The sequence below is a fragment of the Bacteroides sp. L10-4 genome (assembly GCF_013373675.1).
Classification (GTDB): domain Bacteria; phylum Bacteroidota; class Bacteroidia; order Bacteroidales; family Bacteroidaceae; genus Bacteroides; species Bacteroides muris.
In genome coordinates, this window is sequence record NZ_JABXJH010000008.1 from 47650 (window position 1) to 71535 (window position 23886).

A 23886-nucleotide genomic window follows, 5' to 3' on the forward strand; every position below is an offset into this window, starting at 1 on the left:
CGTGCCAATGTGCCGATGAAGCGCAAAGCAGGCAGCACGTGTTAATAATCAGTTTTCTTCTGTTTCTATCTCCTGCGCGTCTATCCACTCCTTGAAGTCGAGGGGATTAAGACAGTCCTCCAGCCGGACGTCGCCCACGCGGGTACGCTCAAGGGCCGTGAGGTGGGCGCCGCTCTGCAAGGCTTCGCCGATGTCGCGTGCCAAGGCGCGGATATACGTTCCTTTGCTGCACACCACGCGTACTTTTATCCACGGCTCGGCAATGCCCAGCCCGTCGTCCAGCAGCTCTATCTCGTCGATGACCAACAGCTTGGGTTTCAGTTCCACCTCCTCTCCCTTGCGGGCAAGGTCGTAGGCACGTTTCCCGTTCACCATGCAGGCCGAGAAGGCGGGAGGCACCTGCTGTATCTCGCCGACGAACTTCTTCAGCGTCTCCTCCACCAGCCCGCGGGTGATGTGCTCCGTGGGATAGGTGGCATCTATCTCATGCTCCAGGTCGTAAGAGGGAGTGGTGGCACCCAAGCGGATGGCGGCAACGTACTCCTTCGTGTGATACTGGAACTCCTCAATCCGTTTCGTGGCCTTGCCCGTACAGACAATCATCACCCCCGTGGCAAGCGGGTCGAGGGTACCGGCGTGGCCTACTTTCAACTTTTTCACCTTTATCCGCCGGCAGATGTGGTAACGCGCATGCCCCACAACCTTGAACGATGTCCATCCCAGCGGCTTATTGAAATAGAGGACTTCTCCTTCTTTAAAATTCATCCGTATCAGTTTATCCGTTAATCAAGCTCAATACCAGCGTCGCAGCGCCGGCTATGGCGCAATAGACGGCAAAATAAATCAGCTTGCCCTTCTTCACGATATTTATCATCCACTTGCAGGCCAGACAGCCCGAAACAAAAGCAGCCAGGAAGCCTACCATCAGCGAAAGCGCAGGGATATCTCCCGCAACCGCCTCACCTTTCAGCATCTTCATCCCGTCCAGCAACGCTTCACCCAGAATGGGGGGTATCACCATCAGGAAAGAGAACTGTGCCAGCTTCGCTTTGCTGTCGCCCAGCAGCAGACCGGTTGCAATGGTGCTGCCCGAACGGGAAAGCCCCGGAAGCACTGCGCATGCTTGTGCCAGGCCGATGACGAAGGCATCCTTCATGCTGATGTCCTCCTTCTGTTTCGGCTTATAATAATAGGAGAAAGACAGCAGCAGAGCCGTCAGCAACAGGCAGCAGCCCACGACGAGCAGTCCCGAACCGAAGACAGCCTCTACCTCGTCCTTGAAGAACACCCCCACAATGCCGATAGGTATCATGGACACCAGGATATTGATGACATAGCGTGTCTCCCCGTTCATCTGCCACTTGAACAGCCCCTTGAAAATCCAGTCAATCTCTTTCCAGAGCACCACCAGCGTGCTGAACACCGTGGCCACATGCACCACTATCGTAAAAGCAAGATTCTCCTCTCCCTCAACGCCGAACAATGCCGAACCGATGGCAAGATGTCCGCTACTGCTCACCGGCAGATATTCGGTCAGTCCTTGAATAAGCCCAAGGATAAGCGCTTCAAACCATTCCACTACAGTTATGAATATAAATTATGAATTACCGAATTTACAAGTTCCCTGTTTACTGCTCTTCCGCCCCGCCGCCTTTCGGCTTGTGCAACACGGCATATATCATGAACACAAAGCCCAGCAGGCAGACCGCAGGGGCCACCTTGATGCGTCTCACACTGAATATGTCCGGCTCGAAGTTCGTCGGAGTAGACGCGGGGCCGGTCATCAGAAGAAAACCAATGACAACCACTGCCATTCCGACGGCAAGCAGGATAAAATTGGTCTTGTCAAAAGCGAATTTCTCTTTACTCATCTGGTTATTTACTATTTAACTATTTACTATTTAGCCGTACTGCAAAGCAGCACTTTCTCTCTATACACTTCACCAGAGAAGCTTGTGAAAGCTCTCTTAAGGTTTTCTTTTCAGGCGCGGATTACACTGTTTCAAGCCGCTGTCATTGCATAACTTCCGTGAGATCCGCGTAATCCGTGCCTGAAACCATATCGCTTATACACTTCAGTGCGTTAAATATAATACAGCGCACTTGCCTTCATCCTCAGATACTTGTTGATGGAAAGCAAGGCGCACAGCCACGTGATAAGCACTCCGAACACCAGCACGGCGCCCGACACCAGCACCATTACTTCGGGTGTAATCACCCTGATCAGTTCCGGTTCGTAGGACACCAGCCAACAGGCAGCTCCCCACAGGATGCCGTCGGCTATGAAAGCGGCCAGCACACCTATCCAGAAATTGCGCCGCAGAAACGGGCGGCGGATGAATCCCCAGCTTGCCCCCACCAGCTTCATGGTGTGAATGAGGAAACGCTTGGAATATATGGCCAGACGGACGGTGTTGTTTATCAGCGCAAAGGAGATAAACGTCAGTATCACGGCCAGTCCCAGGAGCATCAGGCTGATGTTCCTTATATTATCGTTCACGGCATCTATCAGGTCTTTCTGGTAGAGTACTTCCTGAATGTCGGTATTCTTCTTAATCAGCTTCTCTATCTTGGCGATGCTGTCCGAATTGGCATATCCGGAATGCAGCTTAATCTCGATGGAGGCAGTGAAAGGGTTGTAGCCGAGGAACTCCTGCGGGTCTGTGCCCATCGCCTCGGTTTGCTCGCGGAGCGCCTGCTTCTTGGAGATGTACTCCGTCTGCTTCACGAAAGCCTCCTTGTCCAGCCTCTTCTGGAGCTTCAGAATGTCGCTTTCCTTCATATCGTCGCTGACTAGCACGGAGAAGCTGATGTTCTCCCTGACGTATATGGAAAGATTACGAGCTGCGAGCACAAAGAATACCACCAGCCCCAAAAGCAGCAACACCAGCGTCGTACTGATGCTGGACGTAATGAACTGCATGTCAAAATAGGATATCGAATTCTTCTTTCCCATAGGCCTCTCCCCTAACCCCTCCGACTCCCCCGTTGTCGGGAGAAAGCAATCCCGTAGGGAGGGGGAATAGGTTTGATTTTATTTATATATTGATATTATTTAGTTGTTTCTCTCTCCCATTTCAAGAGTATCTCCTCCCTTTCTTATACAACCCCCTCCTGTTCCAGAAGTATCTGCCCCCCTCTCTATGGGGGAGGGGTCGGGGAAGAGGCTCTTCTTCCTGAACACATAAATCATGGAACTGCTGCGCTCCTTCTTCACCAATGCACTGAACCATGCCAGCGTACCGGTAACCATTCCCCTCAGGAAAGTACACGAACGCCCCATGTGCTTTTCCGTCAGCATGGATACGTAGAAGGCATCGAACGGCATGGGATGGCGCTCCGCCATGATGAAGCCGTGCTTGGAACCGAATTGCTGGATGGTGCCCGGCGTGAAGTGCCACAAATGGCGGGGCACATCGTAGGCAGCCCAGTAAGCCCCGTATTTCTTTGCATCGAAGGAGGAGCAGTTGGGCACAGCCACAATCAGCACCCCTCTTTCAGTCAGCAGGGAGTGCAGGGATTCCCACGTTTCGTTGAGGGGTTCCAGATGTTCCATGACGTGCCACAGGGTGATGACGTCGAAACTGCCCGGTGCAAAATTCTCCAGTGCCGTAGGAGGTTTCACATCCAGATGGAAACGTTCCTTGGCAAAGGCACGCGCCTGCGCACTCTTCTCCACAGCCTCCACCTGCCAGCCGCGACGCTGCATGGCATCGGCAAAATAACCGGTCCCCGTACCCAAATCCAGCAGGCGACCCTTCTTACGGTGCGCTTCACGGAGCACAAGGCGTGCCTTGTGTCCCAGCATATAATTGCGCACCCAGTGGTACACGGAATTCATTGCCCCCTTGCGGGTATCGGTATGTGAAATGTAATCAGGGGTTTCGTAGTAACGGCCGATTTCAGCCTCCACAGGAAAGTCTTGTGTGAAAAGGAAACCGCAATCGCGGCAGCGGCACAAGTGGAACATTTCGCCCGAGGCATAATGGTCCACACATGTCAAGGCACGCTCCAAATGCGTTCCACCACATAACGGACAAGCTTTTATAGTGAGTTTATTCATCGAACGTTCTGTCAATAAGGAGGTGCAGCCCAAACTGAACAGACCGCACTACACCTAAATTTGGTGCAAAATAACAAATAAAAAGTGGGTTATAGGGTTTCCATTAAGGAGATTTAAGAAAACAAGCGCTTGCGCCCAGTCCTCCGGAGAGGCCGATGACAAAGGCCAGTGCCTGACGCAACAGACACCAGTGTCTGTCACGACAGAGGTCAGTGTCTGCCAGCCTGTTCGATATTGAGCGGACAACTGTCCGATAATGAACAGTCTGCATAAATATTTATTCACTGATTATCAGAAGTTTAATTCTTTAACATAGGAATTGATTCTTATCAAGCGAAAACGTTCGGGAAGAAGAGCAACCGGAAAATCACCAACGAAGAGGTGAAAAACGAATTAGTGGTTGCCAAGACCATCTTCAAGCAAGACGGCGCGCAACTTTACCGCCACATCCGTTATGAATACTCTTATGACGACCGGCAACGCCTGACCTGCAAGGAAGCCTCCAAATGGGACGGCGCCAAAGGCGCATGGATGCCCGAAAAAATTCACAAAATTCACAAAAATGAAAGCACGCCCCCATGCCGTGCTTTCATTTTTGTTTTATCTTTGCCCCACACATCAAAAACTACACCCATGAAGGCAACTATGCTGACCCTTATCTTATTCTTTACCTCCCTGTACTTCTGTTCGTGCAGCGAACACCGGTATCCCCGCGTCCTCCTTACGGCCGACTCACTGGCACAAACCAGCCCCGACAGCGCCCTCTCGCTGCTGAAGCAACTGAAAGACAGCATCGGCCGCGAACCCGAAGAAACCCGCATGTACTACCACCTGCTCCGCATCAAGGCGCAAGACAAAGCCTACATCGCACATACCTCGGACAGCCTCGTCCGGCAAGTGGTGCGCTACTACCGGAAGCACAAAGACCCGAAACTCCTGCCCGAAGCGCTATACTACGCAGGACGGGTGTATCGTGACCTGGGGGACGCGCCGCAGGCACTGGAGTATTTCCAGAGAGCAATAGAGGCAGCAAAAGGCAGCACAAACCACAAGCTGCTGAGCCTTATGTACAGCCAGACCGGAATGCTCTTTCTCTATCAAGACATCTATGACAAGGCACCCGAAATGTTCAGAAAAGCCTATCACTACAGCACGTTGGCACAGGATAGCATCGGAATCGTGTACAGGCTGCGCGACATCGGCCGCTCCTTCACCACCCTGCAGCAAGCCGACAGTGCCATCTACTACTACCGGAAAGCGGATGAACAGGCAGAACGCATCGGAAACCTGCACCTGAGAAGTATCGTGAACAGTGAATTGTCAGGATATTATACTGATTTGGAGAGATATGAAGAGGCGTACAAGGCAATGCAGGTGGCAATAGTACAGTCAAAGGCAACAAACCTATACGCACTGTATAGCACTATCGCAAGTTACTATAAAGGTAATAATCAGTTAGATTCGGCCACCTATTATTATAATAAAATGCTATCTGCCAACGACTACATCTACAAAAAAGAGGCTTATCGGGGATTATACAATATCGCAAGAGCAAAAAATAAAAATGAAGAGACTTTCACGTATCTAGACCAATATCTGGCATATACGGATTCCGTTCAGAGCATGAAACAAGCAGAGATTATACGAAAAGCAAATGCGTTATATAATTATCAATTGAATCAAAAAGAAGCCAAAAGCTTTAAAATACAGACTTTCAAAGAAAAAAGGCAGAAGGTACTTTTCGGCATCGCTTTCATTTTCTCTATTATTCTGTTCATCGCCTATCGGGAATATCATAAAAGGAAAGAACAAAACATAAAAACACAACGACAAAAACTTGATAGAATACAAAAAGAGCAATACAAACAGAGTCTTGCCCAAATCGAGAAAAACCGGAAAGAAATCGAGAATTTAGAAGTCTCCTTACAAGAAGCAACAGCTTCACAAGACGAACTGCGCCACGCCTTGCTTTGTGCGCAAAAAGAGCTAATCGAAAAAAGCAATGAACAGATTGAAGCCAGACAAAAAGTACAAACTCAAGCAGAGATTACATTGAAACAATCTGCCATTTACAAGAAGTTTCACAATCTACTTCCACAAGAAGAAACAAACAAAATAAACAACTCCGACTGGGAAGAACTAAACCATACAATAGATGAAACCTACAATCAATTCAGTCAACGCTTATTGGAATTTTATCCCATATCAGACATTGAACTGAAAGTATGCCTGCTTATAAAAATAGGCATTCCCCCAAGACAAATAGCCGCCTTAACCATACGCAGCAAGCAAGCCGTCACCTCCATACGTAAACGATTATACAAAAAGCTTTTCGATGAAGACGGTAGTCCGGAACAACTAGACTGTTTCATACAACAATTCTGACACGTAACCCTTCTCGCGTACTTCGCGTGACAGTATGCAATATACAGTTGCGTACCAAGTGCGTACTGCATTTTTGGGCAATACGCAATAAAACGACATACCTTTGTCGCAAATTCTTATATCATGAATAACAAGCTATTTATATTGGCGATATTAGTTTTAAGTATTTTGCCAATGTCATTCCTTCAAGCTAAAAAGAAAGTTATAACATTAACACAATTGCCTGCCTCTGATATAAACCAAAGTCAATGGCAAAGAGAGGAGCGTTCCATAACAGGAAATAAACTCTTTGTCCTACATGATAAAGACATTTTCTACATATACTCGGATAATTTGATAGAAGAAGTAAAACTCACCATTAGAAACAGACATAACGACATCATATATTCCACTATTGAGCCTATATTTTCTGACAAGGAAAACATATTCGAACTAAATATAGGTTATGGAAAGTACGTGATAGAATTGGAATATAAAGAAACCGTCTACTATGGCTATTTCGAAATAACAGAATAAAGAATCATTAATTTAAAAAGGTACAAGAAATATGAGAAAAGAAATTTTGCTTATCGCATCCTTGTTCATGCTTGGAGCATGCTCGAACGATGTAGAAAAAGACTTGAAATCAAATGCAGAAATCAACAATGCGGAATTGAAGATTACCATTGCAAAGAATGAAGACATGCTGGTCTTCAATAGCAACGAGGATTTTCAGAATGCTATTTCTAAATTGAACGCCGCTCCCACTAAAGAAGAGAAGTCAACCAAAGCACTGAATAATTCGGATGAGAACGTATACGGCGACATGCTTCAAACTCCGGACATCAGCTTCAAAAAAGACGGTTTCCGCTCCCTTTACGACTACTTCACGGAAGCCATGAACGAAGCCGAAAACTACTATGACAGACCTGGCGGCTATGAAGAATTCAAAACCAAATACTCAATGCTCTATTTCCCGGAAGAAGGTGACGACTATGCTGCCTATCTGCCCGTCAAAGACGAAAATGTGGCAAAACTGCTGAATGCCAATGGTGAAGTCTCCATTAATGGAGAAATAGTGAATCTTAAAGACATCAATTCCTACCAGCAACTGATTGATTTAGGAATAGCGGATACGGAAGAAAACTATACGATTCCGGTAACAAGAGCAGACTATCCGCTCAATGAACTTCCTGAAGTAAGATGCAACAACCGCAGACTTTGGGTTAAAACAGAAGTAAGACGCGGTTCATCCCCCGGAGTGGCCGAAGAAATAGCCATCCTTGTCAGATTCAGAAAGAAAGGCCTCTTCGGAAAATGGTACAATTACGGTTCTACCACCTATCTGAAATTCGAACCCGATGGACGGGAATATTCTATCAAAGACAAAAATTCAACCCATGAATACTTATGGGCAAGAGTCTTTCAAAACGGACAGCCTGTTCCATTTCAAGGATTGTGCTCTGTAAAGTTCCAAGGATTCGGAGCAGAGTGTGGCGGTACCAAATATTTCTTCAGAGTAGATTTATAAACTAACCGGACTTAATTACCCAATACTAAACCCACAATTATTATGAAACATGTAATGCTATTCATCGTCCTCTGCCTGCTCTCACTCGGAGCACAAGGACAAACCGAATCGGGAATCATCGTCGAAGGCGGTACCGGAAACATCAAGACCAAACTGACCCCGTCCGCCGCAGCAGCAGCCGGTTCCTACGACGTAGACTACAAGTACAACCTCTCCTTGGGCTACAAGTTCAGACTGCATGCCAATCAGGCCTCCCCATTCTTCTTCGACTTGGAAGCCGGATTGGGAATGAAGTACTATGACTATACGTTCGGGAAAATGCCGGGCGAACCCGCCTTGGTGAAGGGAAGTGCCAAGAGGTTCTCCGCCTTCGCCACCGGCACGGCCAACTACACCCTCTACAAAGGGCTGAGCATAGGTGCAGGCATCCAGCCCACGTGGTTCTTCAACCAGAATGGCGGAAACAGCCGGAAATTCGACATCCCGGCAATAGGAAGGATAGCCTACCGCTTCAAAGCCTTCGAAGTGGGCCTGAACTACAAGCACGGACTGATGAACAGCTTGAAGACCGACTACCTGAAATCGGGAAAGTTCAGAGAATACACTCTCTCCGTGTGGGTTCCGTTCTAACCGGCACCATCTATGCGCCGGAGGTACCGGCAGCCGTTAAAGAGGGTTATTCGGCCCCGGCAACTCGCCAAAGGAAGTGCCCCTCCCTTTTTTCGAAGAATTTGAGGGTGTCATAATGCCCGAATAGAAAGATTTACCCCTGCTACAGATAGCTGTGGCAGGGGTAATTTCTTAAAGAACAGAGGACACACCCTCAAATTTTTTTATTGGGGCATTATGACACGCCTCCGGCTCCTACAGCTCCTTGACGAAGTCTGTGTCTTGTCCCTTCAGCCAGCCACCTCTTCTCCCTTCAGTGTGGCCGAACTGGATTCGGTAATCTTCACCATCACAAAATCGCCTATACGGTGCGAGCCGCGGTCGAACACCACCACACGGTTCTGCTCCGTACGCCCGAACAACTGGTCGCGGCTGCGCTTGCTGACGCCTTCCACCAGCACCTCGTAGGTCTTGCCTACGCAACGGGCATTGGCCTCGGCGGAAAGACGGTTCTGCAAGGCGATGATTTCATTCAGACGGCGAATCTTCACTTCCTCGGGCACGTCGTCCGGCAGGTGCTTGGAAGCATGCGTGCCGGGGCGTTCGCTGTACTTGAACATGAAGGCAGCATCGTATCCGCACTCCTCCATCAGCGAAAGGGAAAGCCGGTGGTCCTCCTCCGTCTCACTGTGAAAACCGGAGAATATGTCCGTAGACAAGCCGCAATCGGGAATGATGCGGCGGATGGCTGCCACGCGGTCCATATACCACTCGCGGTCGTACTTGCGGTTCATCAACTTCAGGATGCGGCTGCTTCCGCTCTGCACCGGCAGGTGGATGTGCTTGCACACGTTGGGCATGTCGGCAATGACCCGGAGGGTTTCGTCGCTCATGTCCTTGGGGTGCGAGGTGGTGAAACGGATACGCACGCCCGGCGCCGCCTCCGCCACGGTGCGGAGCAGCATCGGGAAGGTAATCGTCTCTTCGTCCGGTTTCTCGAAGCGGTAGGAATTGACGTTCTGTCCCAGCAAGGTGACTTCCTTATAGCCCTTTGCCACAAGGTCGGCCACTTCGCCCAGGATGCTATCCACATCACGGCTGCGCTCGCGGCCACGGGTGTAGGGAACGATGCAGTAGGTGCAGAAGTTGTTGCAGCCGCGCATGATGGACACGAATCCGGAGATGTGGTTTCCGCAGATGCGTGAGGGGATGACATCCCGATAGGTCTCTGTAGTGGAGAGCTCCACGTTGATGGCTTTCTCGCCGGCTTCTACCGACGCTATCAGTTCGGGCAGGGTGAGGTAGGCATCCGGCCCCGCCACCAGGTCCACATGATGGTTGGTAATCAAGTCGTTCTTCACACGCTCGGCCATACAGCCCAGCACACCCACTATCAGACCGCGTTTCTTCTTCCTGAGCGAGTGGAAGAATTCCAGACGGTTCAGAATCTTCTGTTCCGCATTGTCGCGGATGGAGCAGGTATTCATAAACACGGCATCGGCTTCCTCCAGGGTGTCGGCCACCGAATATCCCGCCATCTGCATGACGGATGCTATCACTTCACTGTCGGCCACGTTCATCTGGCAACCGTAGGTCTCGATGAACAATTTCTTGTCGCCATCGGCAGTTGCAGATTTAAAGTCTGCTCCCGTTGCTTTTTCCATAATCAGTTCGTTTAAAATCAATTTATATCATTTTGAAATCTGTCATTCAAGATGCAAAGATACTCCTTCCCTCCCAATAAACTGATGAAATAGAAGAAAAATGCCATTACAGATTGCCAATCTTCAACCTGTCAGCTAATTAATGTTAAGAGAGCGAACATTTTCCGAGTGTGAATTTGGCATAGAGAAAATTAATTCACAAATTTGTGAAGTGAAAGAAACATTAGATTTTTTCATAGTTAAGGTTTAGGTTAAAAAAATTAAGGGGAGCTGTGAAGCTGCCCTTTTTTATTACCGATTCCTTGCCCGTAATCAGATTAAATAATTAACTTTGCCCGAAGCAGAGATAATTGCCCTGTCTTTGGGCGGAAAATAAGGAAAGAATTATGGAAGATGTCTTCAAGTTTCTGTTAGTTGCGGCTGTCATAGCCACCGGACTCATCAGGCAGTTTAAGAAAGAAACAAACAAGAATGCCGACAAGAGTCCCGGCATACCTATGCCCGATGTGGACAACCCGCTGCCCGAAAACTGGGGCGGAGGTACTTACGGCGGCTTTATTCCCGAAGGTCCCAAGCCGACAAACAAACCGAAGACGGTATCCAAACCGTCCGCCAAATCCAAATACACTTCCATAAAGGCCTCGCCCCCCTCCCCCGCATCCCATCCGCAGGAGCCCGACGAAGCAACATCCGAATACGGCATCCACTCGGCAGAGGAAGCGAGGAAAGCCATTATCTGGTCAGAGATACTTCAACGGAAATATTAAGACAGCGGATAATGGAGAACTGATGACGGAGAAGCTATGACAAATACTTAAGAATTCCTTCAGAACCTTTACACGAAAAATAACTATTTATATTATGGCACTCAATTACATTTCGGCAGCAGAAGCTGCGAGCCTCATCAAACATGGCTACAACATCGGCTTGAGCGGATTCACCCCCGCAGGAACAGCCAAAGCCGTCACGGCTGAACTTGCAAGAATCGCAGAAGCGGAGCATGCGAAAGGAAACCCGTTCCAGATAGGCATTTTCACCGGTGCCTCTACCGGCGATTCCTGCGACGGCATTCTTTCACGCGCTAAAGCTATCCGTTACCGTGCCCCCTACACTACCAACGTGGATTTCCGCAAAGCCGTGAACAACGGTGAGATAGCCTACAACGACATCCACCTCTCGCAAATGGCTCAGGAAGTGCGCTACGGTTTCATGGGAAAAGTAAACGTCGCCATCATCGAGGCATGCGAAGTGACCGAAGACGGTAAAATCTACCTGACGGCTGCCGGCGGTATCTCTCCGACCGTCTGCCGCCTGGCCGACCGGATTATCGTAGAGCTGAATGCCGCCCACAGCAAGAGTGCCATGGGCCTGCACGACGTCTACGAGCCTCTCGACCCGCCCTACCGCCGCGAAATCCCCATCTACAAGTCGAGCGACCGCATCGGACTGCCCTACATTCAGGTAGACCCGAAAAAAATCGCAGGCGTAGTGGAGACCGACTGGCCGGACGAAGCACGCGGCTTTGCCGATGCCGACCCGCTGACCGACAAAATCGGACAGAACGTGGCCGACTTCCTTGCCGCCGACATGAAGCGCGGCATCATCCCGCCCACCTTCCTGCCGCTGCAATCGGGCGTGGGCAACATCGCCAATGCCGTACTGGGCGCTCTGGGACGTGACAAGACCATCCCCGCCTTCGAAATGTACACAGAAGTTATCCAGAACTCCGTTATCGGACTTATCCGCGAAGGCCGAGTGAAATTCGGCAGCGCCTGCTCGCTGACCGTGACGAACGACTGTCTGGAAGGCATCTACCAGGATATGGACTTCTTCCGCGACAAGCTGGTGCTCCGTCCGTCGGAAATCTCCAACAGCCCGGAAGTGGTGCGCCGACTCGGTGTTATCTCCATCAACACCGCCATCGAAGCCGACATCTACGGCAACGTGAACTCCACGCACATCGGCGGTACGAAGATGATGAACGGTATCGGCGGAAGCGGTGACTTCACCCGCAATGCCTATATCTCCATCTTCACCTGTCCGTCCGTTGCCAAGGAAGGTAAAATCTCGGCTATCGTGCCGATGGTTTCGCACATGGACCACACGGAACACGACGTCAACATCATCATTACCGAACAAGGTGTGGCCGACCTCCGTGGCAAGAGTCCGAAAGAACGTGCACAAGCCATCATCGAAAACTGTGTCCATCCGGACTACAAGAACATTCTGTGGGATTACCTGAAACTGACCGACGGCAAGTCACAGACTCCCCATGCCCTGCGCGCCGCACTGGCTATGCACGCTGAGCTGGCCAAAAGTGGAGACATGAAGAATGTAGACTGGGCACAGTATAAATAAACTGCTCCCTAAAAAGGCGGAGAAAAACCGCCCGAAAGATATACCGCGTTGCATGTATATTTCCGGTTTGCTGGATCTATATATGCAACGCGTTGCATATATAGATGGAACACGCTGCATCTATAGTTCCAACAACAAGCTATTTCAGTACCTACCGCATCCCTGCACCAATTCCTGACAAAACCTCTTTTTTACCGGTAAACTCACTATCTTTTGCTTCAGTTTCCTTTTCAGTTTCTTCAATCAATCTCTCACCGAGCCAACGCTTATTACTTGCACTGAGTGAAAACGAAAGAATGAACTGCAACAATCCCTCTAAAGAAATGCTTGCTTTCATCTGATTATCCTCCTATTCATTGATTAGTAGGAATAAAGGCACAAAAAGGAATGATTATCCGCAGTGATAACTGTTAGTGATGATTTATTCATCCCCTACAAAAAGCGGGCTGCCCCGGAATCACTTCCCGGACAGCCCTTCCTTCACATTTAAAGTGAAGATGCAGAGAGAGTAGTATGATGACACTCTATTCCTGACCTCCCCCTAACGCCTTGTAGAGGTTAATCAGGCTTTGTATTTCAGAAAATCGGTTGGCCGTCTGTGCCAGTTGTGCGTTGAGCAATGTCTGCCGGAAGACAAGGGAAGCCTCCTCCTGCCGGGCACGGGCTATGCGGTACTGCGCAATGACCTGCCCGCGGGCAAAGAGCGACTGCGTCAGCGAGCCCACTGCCGAAGCCAGGAACTTGCCGGGATTCGCAATCATTGAACCGGCAGAATTGGTCCAGCCCGCACTCTCGCCCAGCGAACCGGTCGGTGCCTCGATGTTCTGCTCGCCCAATACGGCGGTCACGTCCGAAGGAACCAGTCCATACTGCGCCATGCGTTCCGGTTTCAGCCAGATACGCATACTGTAGGTATCGCCCAGCTCCATTACATCACCCACACCCTCGATACTCTTGATTTGCGGAATCACGTTGATGTCTAGGTAATTGGCAAGGAACGTCTGGTCGTAGCGCCCGTCGGTGCTTACCAAAGCGCCGATTTGCAGGAAGCTGGTCTGTCGCTTCTGGGTAGTCACACCGATTTTCGTCACCTCGGCAGGCAGCAATCCCTGTGCCTTGGATACACGGTTCTGTACGTTTACCGCAGCCATGTCGGGGTCCGTGCCCTGCTTGAAATAGACTTGTATGGTGGCAGAACCGGCATTGGTGGCGGTAGAACTGATGTACATCATGTTCTCCACACCGTTGATGCTCTCCTCCAGCGGCATGATGACGCTGTTCAGTACGGCTTCGGCATCGGCACCGGTGTAGTTGGCACTGACGTACACCGTGGGAGGTGCAATATCAGGATACTGTTCCACCGGCAGCGTAAAGAGCAAAATGAGCCCTATCACCAGAATCAGTACGGAGATGGAGAAAGCCATCACCGGCCGTTTTATAAATATATTTCCTTTCATCTTAATCCATCATTGATAGTTGATAAATAGCAATCATCATTTCACTTGCGTCCCTTCGCGCAGTAGTCCGGCACCGGCGGATACAATCTCGTCACCGACTTTCAGTCCGTCCAGCACCACATATTCACGTCCGTCATTTATTCCTGCCACGGTAATCAAGACGGAAACGGCTTTGCCATCCACTACCTTGTATACTACCGTCTTGTCCTGCAACTGTATGGTGGCTTCTTGCGGAACCACGATACAGTTCCTGTAAATGGTAGGCACCACCACCGTGCCCGACGCCCCGCTATGGAGCAGGCGCGATTCGTTGGGGAAGACCACGCGTGCCACTACCGTACCCATCTGGCGGTCGATGACACCGCTGATAGACTCGATGGTACCTTTCTTGTCATAGACGGAATTGTCATTCAGTCTCAGTTCCGCTTGAGGCATGTTCTTCAACGCCTCGTCCACGCTTCCGTACTGGCGAGTCAGGGCAAGCAACTGGTTTTCGGTCATGGAAAAGTAAACGTACATGTCTCCGGCACGCTACCGCAATACGAAGGAGGAGTGATTTCCTCCCCCCACGCTTGGGGCACACTTTGTAAAGGTCTGCTTTAGGAAGCCAAACCTTAACTTTACGACACTAAAGGTCAACTTTACAATGGCTAAACCTCAACGTATCACCTCATCACACACCGCATCCTGAAAAGCGCGTGCTTCCCTGCCCGACAGTGCATTCTGGTTCATGACGGCAAAGGCTATTTCGTGTCCGTTGCGGGCCTTAAGGTAACCGGCCAGGCAGTTGACGGCAGTAAAGGAACCCGTCTTGGCATGTACGTTCCCATGGGAAGGGGTGCCCTTCTTCATGCGAAACCCCAGCGTACCGTCCACTCCACCGATGGGCAAAGCCTTATAGAGTTTCTGAAACACATCAGTACGCGAGTAGGCGTATCTGAGGAAGGAAACCAAAAGCTCCGGAGAAATGTAGTTGTAATTGGAAAGGCCGCAACCATCTGCCAGATTATACCTATCGGGGTTATATCCCATCTCTTTTATCAGCATGCGGATGGCAGAAAGCCCGTCCTCGGCAGAGACACGCTTCTTTCCGCTGCTCTGCACACCCAACCGGCAGAGCATGGCTTCGGCATTGAGATTATCGCTCTCCTTCATTATCTGTTTCACCACATCCTGCACGGAAGTTTCGTAGAACGCCATCCGCACGGAGAGGCTGTCTCGGCGGAACTCGCCGAAGAGGTAAGAAGAGGCAACGGCAGAGGGCTTCACCACCGTTTCAAAAGCTTCAGATTCTGCTCCTGCCGTCGGAATGCACCGGATGCCTCGTGCCTGCAACCGTTCCATAAAGGTGTGCATGAAGAAGTCCTGAGAAGAGAAGATATTGACCGTACCTGTACGGCGGGCATCGACGTTGCCCGCCACGGTGATGTTGTTCCCGTTCACCAGCCAGTCGCGCCCCACACGGAAGCGTCCGGCAGAAGGGGTACGGCTACAGGTCTTGTTCGTCAGTGTATAATAGGAAGAGACGGGAGTACATTCAAGGTGTGCGCTGTCGCCCCGTTCGCCGGATGTGGCGGTGACCGTCACCACTCCTTTGTTCAGCATCAGCGGTGAGAGATAGGGTTGGAAGGAATAGGGCGTATCGTCCCACAGCCAGCCGCTGCCCCAATACAAGGAGTCTTTCATGGAGACATCGCCATACACCTTGCCCCGGATGACGGAGAAGGGGAAGCGGGCCACGGCAGCCACCAGGGAGTCCAATGCCTCTTCATCAAACTCCGGGTCGAAACCACCTATCACATACATATCCCCCTGCAAGGTATCGCGCTCAATGGTTCCCCGGTACCACACTTCCGTACGGAACGGCTCGTCGGCTTCGGGGCGGGCAAGTGCGGTAATGGTGGTCAGCAGCTTCATGGTGGAAGCGGGACGGGAAAGCTTGTCCGCCTGATAGCCGTACAAGGGCTTTCCGGCAGTCAGGTCATAGACCGAAATCGCCACGTTGGAACCTGCGGGAAGTTTGTGTTCTATCAACGCATCAATCCGCGCAGAGAGCGGCTTCACCGGAGCTACCGCCTCTTGAGCCCACAACGGCAGCAGGCAGACGGATAAAATTAACAGCAACAATATCCTTTTCATAAGTACACCTGATTATTCTTCAACTGTTCCTTTCGCCACCGGCTTCTCAAAACGAGTGCCGCACTTGCTGCATACATACTCCCAATGCTCAGTGCCCGGAGATGCGGCCTGTCGCAGGTGATTAGCTTTACAGTCTTCATCTTTTATGTTTATATGAGACAACAGTCATGGACTCTACAACGCCTCCTTGAATATTTCTCCCACCGTGGGGTGCGGAAAAACGATCTTCTTCCATTCATCGGCAGTCAGCCCCAACTCGATGGCCATGCCTGCCAGCGTGATGATTTCGGAAGCGGGATTGCCCAGAACATGTGCTCCCAATACGGTATCGTCACTGCCCAACAGTAACTTGCAGACGCCGTTCACACCTTCGTTCTCGGCGACGAAACGGCCACTGTACGCCATCGGCAGCTTCACGGCACGGTAGGCTACGCCTTTCTTCTGCAGGGACTCTTCCGTCTCGCCCACACCGGCTATTTCGGGATTGGTATATACCACGCCGGGGATGGCACGGTAGCTCATGGCATCCTTCTTGCCGATGATGGAATGTATGGCTACTTCCGCCTCGCGGACGGCTGTATGTGCCAGCAAGGAATAGCCCGTCAGGTCGCCGCAGGCATATACTCCGGGAACGGAGGTCTGCATCTGTGCGTTGACAAGGACATTTCCGCGTTCCGTCTTTTCCAAGCCCAGATTCTCCAGGCCGAAGCCTTTCATTACCGGACGGCGGCCCACGCTCATCAGAAGCCGTTCGGCAACGACGGAACCGGGACCGTCGGCTGTTTCATAATTCACCCGGATAAGGGAAGAAGCTTCGGCAGCATCCGGCATGACAGATACCACTTTTGTACTCAACATGAACTTGATTCCCCGCTTGGCATACTCTGCACGGAGCATCCCCGCCAGCTCGCAGTCCATACCGCCTCCCAGTATCTCGTCCAGCATCTCGACGACGGTCACCTGTACTCCCAGGCTGTTGAAGAAAGAGGCGAACTCCATACCGATGACACCGCCGCCGATGATGGCAAGCGAGGCAGGCAGTTCCTTGTTGTCCAGCGCGTCACGGTGGGTCCAGTAAGGCACCTTGTCTATGCCGGGAATGGCAGGGACAAAGGTTTCGGAACCGGTACAGAGCAGCAGGTTCTCGCATTCGTAGGTTTCTCCGCCGCACTCCACATGATTCTTGTCCGCTACCGTGGCTTCACCGCTGACAATCGAAACACCATGGGCAGTCAGCTTTCCTTTGACTCCCAATACCAGCTTGCGCACTACCTTCTGCTTACGGGCTATAATCTTGGGCAAATCGAAGGTTACCTCCGATACACTCACCGCATACTTCGAGGCATGACGTGCCCCATCGTATGTCTTGGCAGAATACAATAAAGTCTTGGTGGGAATACACCCTTCGTTCAGGCATACTCCACCAAGACTTTGCTTTTCAAACAGTACGACACTCAGTCCTGCCTTTCCGGCAGCTTCGGCAGCAGTATATCCCGCAGGACCTCCGCCGATAATGGCAACTTGGTATTTCATAGGTCAATCAATGGTTAGTGATTAATTTGTGCGCAAGTTAATAAAACCCGTATTCTCCGACAAAAAAGAACAGTTTTTTCTTTCGGAGAATGCATCGGAAAACCACGGTTCTTTGTAAAATTGACAAATGCCAGTGTCTGTCAAACGGAATTCTCCCCTCGGGAAAATAAAGCGTTCACGATAGGAGCACACACTATCGCTCCCCCCTCCTCCGTTCCTCCAGCAACCGGATAAACTCCTCCTCTTTGACGGGAAGAAGCACTGCACACTTGCCCTCGCCATATTTCACGAGCACATAGCGTATCACTGCAAACCGTCCTATCTGCATGGAAGAAGCACGCTCCACGGAAGCGATGTCTTTTACCAGAATTTCCTTGCTCCTGGAAAAACGGCCGAAGGACAGCATCAACTTCCCGTCGGGCGTTACGGTATAGGTGGTATGGATAAGCTTCTCAATGATAACCACCAGCCAAAGCATGAAAAGAGCAGCCGGCAGCGAAAGCTTGCTCCAAAGCATATAGACGGTGAGAATACCTATCAAGATGAGGAACAAATACTGCCCCATAGCAATGCGCGCATGAAAGATTCTATTCATTAGTGTTCTGATTTTTGTCGCTAAGGTACGCATTTTTATGATACGAAAGACATAATCCCTTAAATGAAAGAGCTGTGCCCCCCATGTCAGCAAAAAGGCAAGGAAACTCTCACGAGCTCCCTTGCCTTTTCAATTAAATTATTATGTCTAAACTTAACGAGGGTGTATAAAAGCCCTCATTATTTTTATTGTCATCCGATCCGGACTACTCAATAGCCGTTCCGTTCACAGTCTCGGGCCAATAAGGATTCTGATACAGCACCGAGTTACCCACCGTCTCATCCGGTGACAGCAACTCCATCTCGCGGATAGGTACAGGAGACAAATAGTTGGCCTTCGCCCAAATATACCCTTCATACACCGGATTATTATCCTTCATAATAGAGTAAGGACGCAGATATTTATACTTCGGATCAGAGATATTCGCACCCTCTACCCCCGTATAGCTGTAATTCACTTCAGCTCCATTCTCATCGTGATTGCAATATTCGTGCATTTTCGTCCAGAAGTTACAGCCCTCGGGCACCCATCTCTCCGTCAGCATGTGGTCGAATGAACGCCAGCGAACCAGGTCGCTCCAACGCATGTTCTCACCGATAAACTCGCAACGACGTTCACGACGGATGTTCAGCAGAGTAGCATCCACCAGTTGTCCACCCGACATCTTTCCCCAGTCCGTCTCCTTGCTCATATCCGTGGCGGCAATCGTCTTCTCGAAGTCCGCATCCACGCCTGCACGATTACGAATGGCTCTCCAATACTGAGATGCCTTCGAGTTGATGTTGCCATTCAGCAAATAAGAAGCCTCTATATAGTTCAAGTAAGCCTCCACACCACGGAAGACAATGCAGCCTGTGGTCGATTCGGCCTTTCCCCATACATTCTGAGCCTGGTCGAAGCTGGCATACTTGCGCAAACGATAGCCCGTGCGATCTTGCATCTCCTGACGGTTTGATACCGGATGTGGGCGGAAGTACTGCTCGCCCTGCGCACTCTGCTGCGAGTGGAAAGGCAAGAAATTGCTCTCGCCAAACATAAACAGCTGCAAACGCTCGTCGCGGTTCGCCTTCACTTCGTCCAGCGTTTCGTCGCCCTCATACGGAGCCACACTAGTAGCCGCATACCAAGGCATACCGTCGGTCATCAAGAAACTCTCCACATAGCTCTTCAACAACCCGTGGTTACTGCCGGATTGTACCCATGCCGGCGCACCATGTGCAATGGTAAACGAACCCGACTTGGCGTATTCTCTCCACATCAGCACCTCGCTATTATCGCTCAAGTCTTCCGAAGCGAACAACTCGAAGTAAGGATTCCATCCCGAAACTGTCGTGATTGTGGGTGGCTCCAGCGTGCCCGAGTTAGGGGTCAGCGTCACCACATCCGCCACTTGCTCCGCAGCATCCATCGCCTCTCTCAGGAAGAAGTTCACTTCCTCGTCCACGTTCAGGCTGAAACCTGTATGCACCCTCCGGCCCGGCCAGGTTTCGTCGCCCGGCACACGGCCCGTTCCCTTATGGTACTTCTCGAATGTAGCCTCGTATAATGCCACACGCGACTTCAGAAGCAGAGCCACTTGCTTGTTGATGCGGTTATTTCCCGCAAAGCCCCACTCATGCAATCGCTCAATCGCATTGTCCAAATCTTCCAGAATGAAACGCGCCACTTTGTTACGGGGCTGGCGCACCGCCTTCTCCATCATTACCGCCTTGTCGTCCGGCAACACTTCCGTGATGATAGGATAGTCACCGAAAGATTTCAGGTAATTGAAGTAAACCATGGCACGCAAGAAGTACATCTCGCCTATATAATGTCTGATGTCAGCCGCATTGCCCGACACCTGACCTGCCTCGAACTTAGGCACAGCCTGCTCGAAAAAGTAGTTGCAATAACGAATCAACGAAAAACTCCAACCGCCACCCGTATTGGGCACTCGCCAGTATCCTTCCTCATAATAAGTGGCACTGTAACCACCTGACACTGCATTGTCCGTGCTGCCGTCGCCCGCACCGATTCCCATGCCATAGCCGCCATGTGTAGAAAACAAACTATTGTATTGGCTGATGGAATAAGCGGCAAAATGGTCGGTTGTCGTAAAATAGGCATCGGGAGTGACCGATGACAGTGGCTCTCTGTCCAAATAATCTGTGCAAGAAGAGAACATAAGCGCTCCTCCTACCATGGCACAAGCCTGAACTACTATATTCTTAAGTCTCATAATTCTCAGTCTTTAAAAATTAACGTTTACACCAATTGATACAACTCTCTGCAAAGGATACAACTTACCCGAACCAGATCCTGCCAAGTCGCCCGTAGCTTCAGGGTCAAAGATGTCGGACAGACTGGTGAAAGTAAGCAGGTTGTCGGCCGATACATACAGACGAAGTCCGGTCATGCCTGCCTTCTGTATCCATCTCTGCGGGAAAGTATATCCCAACTGGATGTTCTTCATACGCAAGTAAGCACCATTCTGCAGGTAACGTGTCTGCGTCTGTGTGTTTCTGCCGCCACTGAAGTTCACTTTCGGATAGTAAGCATTCAGGTTGGCTCCCAAGGGGTCGCCTTCCGGACGCCAGAAGTCCCAGTGTTCCTCGAAACCGGCAGCCTGCCATTCGTTACCTTGTGCATTGGCACCCCAGAAGTAGTTACCCGTCAACCACAGGTCACGTTTTCCAATACCCTGGAAGAATACGCGGAAATCAAAACCTTTGTAAGCCGCATCCAGTGTCAGACCAAATTTATAGCGGGGTGTGTTGTTACCGATAATCTGATAATCACCCGTATCACCCAGTTTGGAAGAACCGCTGCTGATTTTGCCGTCGCCGTCCAAATCGGCATACATGATATCGCCGGCTCCCCAGCCACTACCCAAAGCAGATTGGTCTACCTTGGCAAGATGTGCATCCATCTCTTCCTGAGTCTGAGCTATACCGATAGTGGTATATCCCCAAATGTCACCCAGCATTCTGCCATTGTAATAAGAACCGATGCTCATGGATTCGTTGGGATAGCGGGTAATCTTCTGACGGTCGTCAGACAGTACCAGCTTCGCTCCGTACGAGAATTCGCCTATGCGGTCTCTCCAGCCCAGTTCCAATTCCCATCCATAGGATTTCATATCGCAGTTGTTCACCTTCGGAACAGAAGTTCCCAAAGCATTCGACAGTTCGGGAGCAGGACCTACCATGTCCTTTGTCTTACGCACGAAGTAGTCGAACGAACCTGTCAAACGATTGCTCAGGAACGACCAATCCAAACCGAAGTCCAGTGTTTCCACCGTTTCCCAAGTAAGGGCGGCGCTCACCATTCCCGGATTAGAAGCATAGTTCGGACGGCTTCCGTTCACCAGCCAACCGTAATTGCTGCCATTAGGCATCGACTGTGCAAAAGGATGCCACGGGTCTTTAGTGTTCACGTTACCCAACTGTCCCCAAGAAGCTCTTAACTTCAGGCTGCCCAGCTCTATCTTTTCGGCCACATCCTGGAAGAATGCCTCATTGGCAATGTTCCAACCTGCCGAGAACGACGGGAAGAATCCCCACTGCTTGTCTCCTACAAAACGGGCCGAACCGTCGTAACGGCCATTGGCCTCGAACATATAACGGTCTTTGTAGCTCCAGTTGATACGGCCGAAGAAACCAGCCACGGAAGTATGGTCATAACCTCCACTGGCAGTCGGGTCTTCGGTAGCTGTATCCAAGGTCGGTACATTGGGCGAAATCAATGTATTCTTCTGGGCCGAGATGTTTCTCGTTTTATAAAGTTCGGCATTGAAACCTGCCATTACCTTGAAGTAATGCCCATTGTCAAATTGCTTAAAGTAGTCCGAATAGATATTAGTGGTATAGTAATTCTCTTTCCAAGAATATTCGTTCACGCGCGAAGAACCCGCAGAATAACCACCATATCCCATGTCCCATACGGTATAATAAGGATTTCCTTCCACGTCATAGGCCTGTACCGGAAGCACTTCCCAGTGCTGGTATTGCGTGGTAGTGCGCACACTTCCCTCCAAGTTGATTTTCCAGTTCTTGATAGGTTCGAATATCATGTTCAACTGGTTGGTGAAAAAGTCCTTCTGGCTGTTCTGCTTACCGCCGTTCTCCATTTGTTCCACTTCGCCTTCATCCATCGGGAATCCGTTCGGGTCGTAAGCCGGATGTACAGGCCATTTACGCGCCAGATTGTGGAAGAATTGACCGGTCAGGTACGTCGGACGATTGAAATCCTCGCGCGTCCATTTAGTATTCAGAGTCACCTTGAACCAATCTGTCACCGCAGTAGAAATCTTCGCATTCAGCGTATAGCGCTGGAAGTTGTCCGAGCCATGGTTAATCAAACCGTCCTGGTCCAGGAAACTGCCGCTCATCATGAACTGCGTCTTTTCCGAACCACCGTTGATACTCACATTATGCTCGTGCGAAGGTGCCCATCCGCCAAAGAATTCGTCCATCCAGTCGGTATTGCCATTGGCATTGGACCACTTTTGCCAGATACCTGAACCGTTGTCCACGGTAGTAGCCTTCAAAGTACCTTCCTGATACTGCTTGATACGCTCCATCACTGCATCTGAGAAGATAGCTCCACCGCCTCGATTGCTGTTGGCACGGTTAAAGTACTGCGCGAACTTATAAGAATCCATCACATCCGGCAATCCGATGGCATTGCTGAAACGCACGTTACCGGAATAGCTCACATTCGTTTTACCGCTCTTACCGCTCTTCGTAGTAACCAAAATCACACCAAACGAAGCACGCGCACCGTAAATAGAAGCCGAAGCGGCATCCTTCAATACGGATACCGATTCAATATCATTCGGATTCACCGTGTTCAAGTCACCTTCGATACCGTCAATCAAAATCAACGGACCAGAAGAAGAACCGTCGCCAATCGTACCCGTACCACGGATATTGATGCTCAGACGGCCATCCAGCGAACCACCGCTGTTGCCCACCGTCAGGTTCAATCCCGGCACCACGCCCTGCAAAGCCTGCGAAGCATTAGCCACCGGACGGGAAGCAATCGCTTTGGCATCTACCATAGCTACAGCACCTGTCACATTTACCTTGCGCTGGCTGCCGTAACCCACTACAACTACCTCTTCGAGTGCCTGCGAATCGTCCTCAAGCACAATGTTCAACGGAGTACCGTTCCATACCACCTCCTGTGTGCGGTATCCCACAAAAGAAATCTGGATAACGTCTCCCTTCTTCACATTGGGGATAGAGAAATCCCCGTCAATTCCCGTAATGGTACCCACGGTAGTTCCTTTTACCACTACCGACGCTCCGATAACGGTTTCACCGGCCATGTCTTTTACCACACCCGTACACGTACCACTCTGCTGAGTCATCAGTACATTGTCCATACCGTAATCAGCTACTGCATACGCTGTTCCTGCAGAAGTACTCAAAAAGAACAGCATCATACTGACTGTTTTTAGTCGTTTCAACATAAAAGTGATTGTTTAATGTTAACAAATGTTTTTATTCCATCTATCAATAAATCCATCAGGTTTGTCTACATTATATTAATTGCAGCGCAAAGATATACAACTTTTTATTATAAAAGCA

General features: G+C 50.3%; 18 protein-coding genes and 3 pseudogenes. 6 read left to right on the forward strand and 15 right to left on the reverse strand.

Annotated elements, in window-relative coordinates:
• Positions 1–48: 48 nt before the first annotated feature.
• The 6 genes and pseudogenes from truB to HU824_RS04340 form a co-directional block, all read right to left on the reverse strand.
• Positions 49–765, reverse strand: a complete 717-nt coding sequence (gene truB, locus HU824_RS04315) for a tRNA pseudouridine(55) synthase TruB (protein WP_016272229.1) — start codon at positions 763–765, stop codon at positions 49–51.
• A gap of 10 nt (positions 766–775) precedes the next feature.
• Positions 776–1579, reverse strand: coding sequence for an undecaprenyl-diphosphate phosphatase (locus HU824_RS04320; protein ID WP_176468197.1), 804 nt, complete (start codon positions 1577–1579; stop codon positions 776–778).
• Between the two features lie 49 nt (positions 1580–1628).
• Entirely contained in the window at positions 1629–1871 is a 243-nt protein-coding gene (locus tag HU824_RS04325) for a DUF3098 domain-containing protein (protein WP_176468198.1), read from the reverse strand.
• A 212-nt stretch (positions 1872–2083) separates the two neighbouring features.
• Positions 2084–2956 carry an ABC transporter permease gene (locus tag HU824_RS04330; RefSeq protein ID WP_136009148.1) on the reverse strand — a complete coding sequence of 291 codons (873 nt, stop codon included), beginning with the start codon at positions 2954–2956 and terminating at the stop codon, positions 2084–2086.
• A 213-nt stretch (positions 2957–3169) separates the two neighbouring features.
• Positions 3170–4063, reverse strand: a pseudogene (locus HU824_RS04335) (class I SAM-dependent methyltransferase); the annotation flags it as partial.
• A gap of 103 nt (positions 4064–4166) precedes the next feature.
• Complete coding sequence (locus tag HU824_RS04340; RefSeq protein WP_176468199.1) at positions 4167–4334, reverse strand: hypothetical protein; 168 nt, start codon at positions 4332–4334, stop codon at positions 4167–4169.
• Between the two features lie 47 nt (positions 4335–4381).
• On the opposite strand from HU824_RS04340, the gene HU824_RS04350 reads away from it, so the two are divergent.
• The 4 genes from HU824_RS04350 (at position 4382) to HU824_RS04365 (ending at position 8588) form a co-directional block, all read left to right on the forward strand.
• Entirely contained in the window at positions 4382–6448 is a 2067-nt protein-coding gene (locus HU824_RS04350) for a DUF3836 domain-containing protein (RefSeq protein ID WP_256371986.1), read from the forward strand.
• Positions 6449–6571: 123 nt separating this feature from the next.
• Entirely contained in the window at positions 6572–6964 is a 393-nt protein-coding gene (locus HU824_RS04355; protein WP_176468200.1) for a DUF3244 domain-containing protein, read from the forward strand.
• A 31-nt stretch (positions 6965–6995) separates the two neighbouring features.
• On the forward strand, positions 6996–7958 hold the full coding sequence (locus HU824_RS04360; protein WP_176468201.1) for a hypothetical protein: 963 nt from the start codon (positions 6996–6998) through the stop codon (positions 7956–7958).
• Between the two features lie 42 nt (positions 7959–8000).
• The gene (locus HU824_RS04365; RefSeq protein ID WP_136009144.1) at positions 8001–8588 is read left to right on the forward strand and encodes a hypothetical protein; all 588 of its coding nucleotides are present in this window, start codon (positions 8001–8003) and stop codon (positions 8586–8588) included.
• 269 nt (positions 8589–8857) lie between these two features.
• Here HU824_RS04365 and miaB read toward each other — a convergent pair whose 3' ends face one another.
• Positions 8858–10231: a tRNA (N6-isopentenyl adenosine(37)-C2)-methylthiotransferase MiaB gene (miaB, locus tag HU824_RS04370; protein WP_136009143.1), complete on the reverse strand. Its 1374-nt coding sequence runs from the start codon at positions 10229–10231 to the stop codon at positions 8858–8860.
• Positions 10232–10617: 386 nt separating this feature from the next.
• Between miaB and HU824_RS04375 the strand changes: the two genes are divergently transcribed.
• Together HU824_RS04375 and HU824_RS04380 are read left to right on the forward strand one after the other, a co-directional pair.
• A complete protein-coding gene (locus HU824_RS04375) occupies positions 10618–10998 on the forward strand; it encodes a hypothetical protein (protein WP_136009142.1) in 381 nt (126 codons plus the stop codon).
• A gap of 94 nt (positions 10999–11092) precedes the next feature.
• A complete protein-coding gene (locus tag HU824_RS04380; protein WP_136009141.1) occupies positions 11093–12589 on the forward strand; it encodes an acetyl-CoA hydrolase/transferase family protein in 1497 nt (498 codons plus the stop codon).
• Between the two features lie 151 nt (positions 12590–12740).
• Here the strand turns inward: HU824_RS04380 and HU824_RS04385 are convergent, their stop codons facing one another.
• The 8 genes and pseudogenes from HU824_RS04385 to HU824_RS04420 form a co-directional block, all read right to left on the reverse strand.
• Positions 12741–12926, reverse strand: coding sequence for a hypothetical protein (locus HU824_RS04385; protein WP_176468202.1), 186 nt, complete (start codon positions 12924–12926; stop codon positions 12741–12743).
• A gap of 448 nt (positions 12927–13374) precedes the next feature.
• Positions 13375–14046: pseudogene (locus tag HU824_RS04390) on the reverse strand (efflux RND transporter permease subunit); the annotation flags it as partial.
• Between the two features lie 36 nt (positions 14047–14082).
• Positions 14083–14568, reverse strand: a pseudogene (locus HU824_RS04395) (efflux RND transporter periplasmic adaptor subunit); the annotation flags it as partial.
• 135 nt (positions 14569–14703) lie between these two features.
• A complete protein-coding gene (locus HU824_RS04400; RefSeq protein ID WP_176468203.1) occupies positions 14704–16185 on the reverse strand; it encodes a D-alanyl-D-alanine carboxypeptidase/D-alanyl-D-alanine-endopeptidase in 1482 nt (493 codons plus the stop codon).
• Between the two features lie 174 nt (positions 16186–16359).
• On the reverse strand, positions 16360–17718 hold the full coding sequence (gene lpdA / locus HU824_RS04405) for a dihydrolipoyl dehydrogenase (RefSeq protein WP_176468204.1): 1359 nt from the start codon (positions 17716–17718) through the stop codon (positions 16360–16362).
• 193 nt (positions 17719–17911) lie between these two features.
• The gene (locus tag HU824_RS04410) at positions 17912–18313 is read right to left on the reverse strand and encodes a PH domain-containing protein (RefSeq protein ID WP_176468205.1); all 402 of its coding nucleotides are present in this window, start codon (positions 18311–18313) and stop codon (positions 17912–17914) included.
• 205 nt (positions 18314–18518) lie between these two features.
• Positions 18519–20531 carry a RagB/SusD family nutrient uptake outer membrane protein gene (locus HU824_RS04415; protein ID WP_176468206.1) on the reverse strand — a complete coding sequence of 671 codons (2013 nt, stop codon included), beginning with the start codon at positions 20529–20531 and terminating at the stop codon, positions 18519–18521.
• Between the two features lie 12 nt (positions 20532–20543).
• On the reverse strand, positions 20544–23666 hold the full coding sequence (locus tag HU824_RS04420; RefSeq protein WP_246866884.1) for a TonB-dependent receptor: 3123 nt from the start codon (positions 23664–23666) through the stop codon (positions 20544–20546).
• Between the last annotated feature and the right edge of the window lie 220 nt (positions 23667–23886).

Excerpts from the sequence above, each read along its gene's own strand:
- miaB (WP_136009143.1), bottom strand. The coding sequence starts at position 10,231 with ATGGAAAAAGCAACGGGAGCAGACTTTAAATCTGCAACTGCCGATGGC.
- HU824_RS04375 (WP_136009142.1), top strand. The coding sequence starts at position 10,618 with ATGGAAGATGTCTTCAAGTTTCTGTTAGTTGCGGCTGTCATAGCCACC.
- HU824_RS04385 (WP_176468202.1), bottom strand. The coding sequence starts at position 12,926 with ATGAAAGCAAGCATTTCTTTAGAGGGATTGTTGCAGTTCATTCTTTCG.
- HU824_RS04360 (WP_176468201.1), top strand. The coding sequence starts at position 6,996 with ATGAGAAAAGAAATTTTGCTTATCGCATCCTTGTTCATGCTTGGAGCA.
- HU824_RS04420 (WP_246866884.1), bottom strand. The coding sequence starts at position 23,666 with ATGACTCAGCAGAGTGGTACGTGTACGGGTGTGGTAAAAGACATGGCC.
- HU824_RS04410 (WP_176468205.1), bottom strand. The coding sequence starts at position 18,313 with ATGAATAGAATCTTTCATGCGCGCATTGCTATGGGGCAGTATTTGTTC.
- HU824_RS04415 (WP_176468206.1), bottom strand. The coding sequence starts at position 20,531 with ATGAGACTTAAGAATATAGTAGTTCAGGCTTGTGCCATGGTAGGAGGA.
- truB (WP_016272229.1), bottom strand. The coding sequence starts at position 765 with ATGAATTTTAAAGAAGGAGAAGTCCTCTATTTCAATAAGCCGCTGGGA.
- HU824_RS04340 (WP_176468199.1), bottom strand. The coding sequence starts at position 4,334 with ATGCAGACTGTTCATTATCGGACAGTTGTCCGCTCAATATCGAACAGG.
- HU824_RS04380 (WP_136009141.1), top strand. The coding sequence starts at position 11,093 with ATGGCACTCAATTACATTTCGGCAGCAGAAGCTGCGAGCCTCATCAAA.
- HU824_RS04330 (WP_136009148.1), bottom strand. The coding sequence starts at position 2,956 with ATGGGAAAGAAGAATTCGATATCCTATTTTGACATGCAGTTCATTACG.
- HU824_RS04325 (WP_176468198.1), bottom strand. The coding sequence starts at position 1,871 with ATGAGTAAAGAGAAATTCGCTTTTGACAAGACCAATTTTATCCTGCTT.
- HU824_RS04400 (WP_176468203.1), bottom strand. The coding sequence starts at position 16,185 with ATGAAAAGGATATTGTTGCTGTTAATTTTATCCGTCTGCCTGCTGCCG.
- HU824_RS04365 (WP_136009144.1), top strand. The coding sequence starts at position 8,001 with ATGAAACATGTAATGCTATTCATCGTCCTCTGCCTGCTCTCACTCGGA.
- HU824_RS04355 (WP_176468200.1), top strand. The coding sequence starts at position 6,572 with ATGAATAACAAGCTATTTATATTGGCGATATTAGTTTTAAGTATTTTG.
- lpdA (WP_176468204.1), bottom strand. The coding sequence starts at position 17,718 with ATGAAATACCAAGTTGCCATTATCGGCGGAGGTCCTGCGGGATATACT.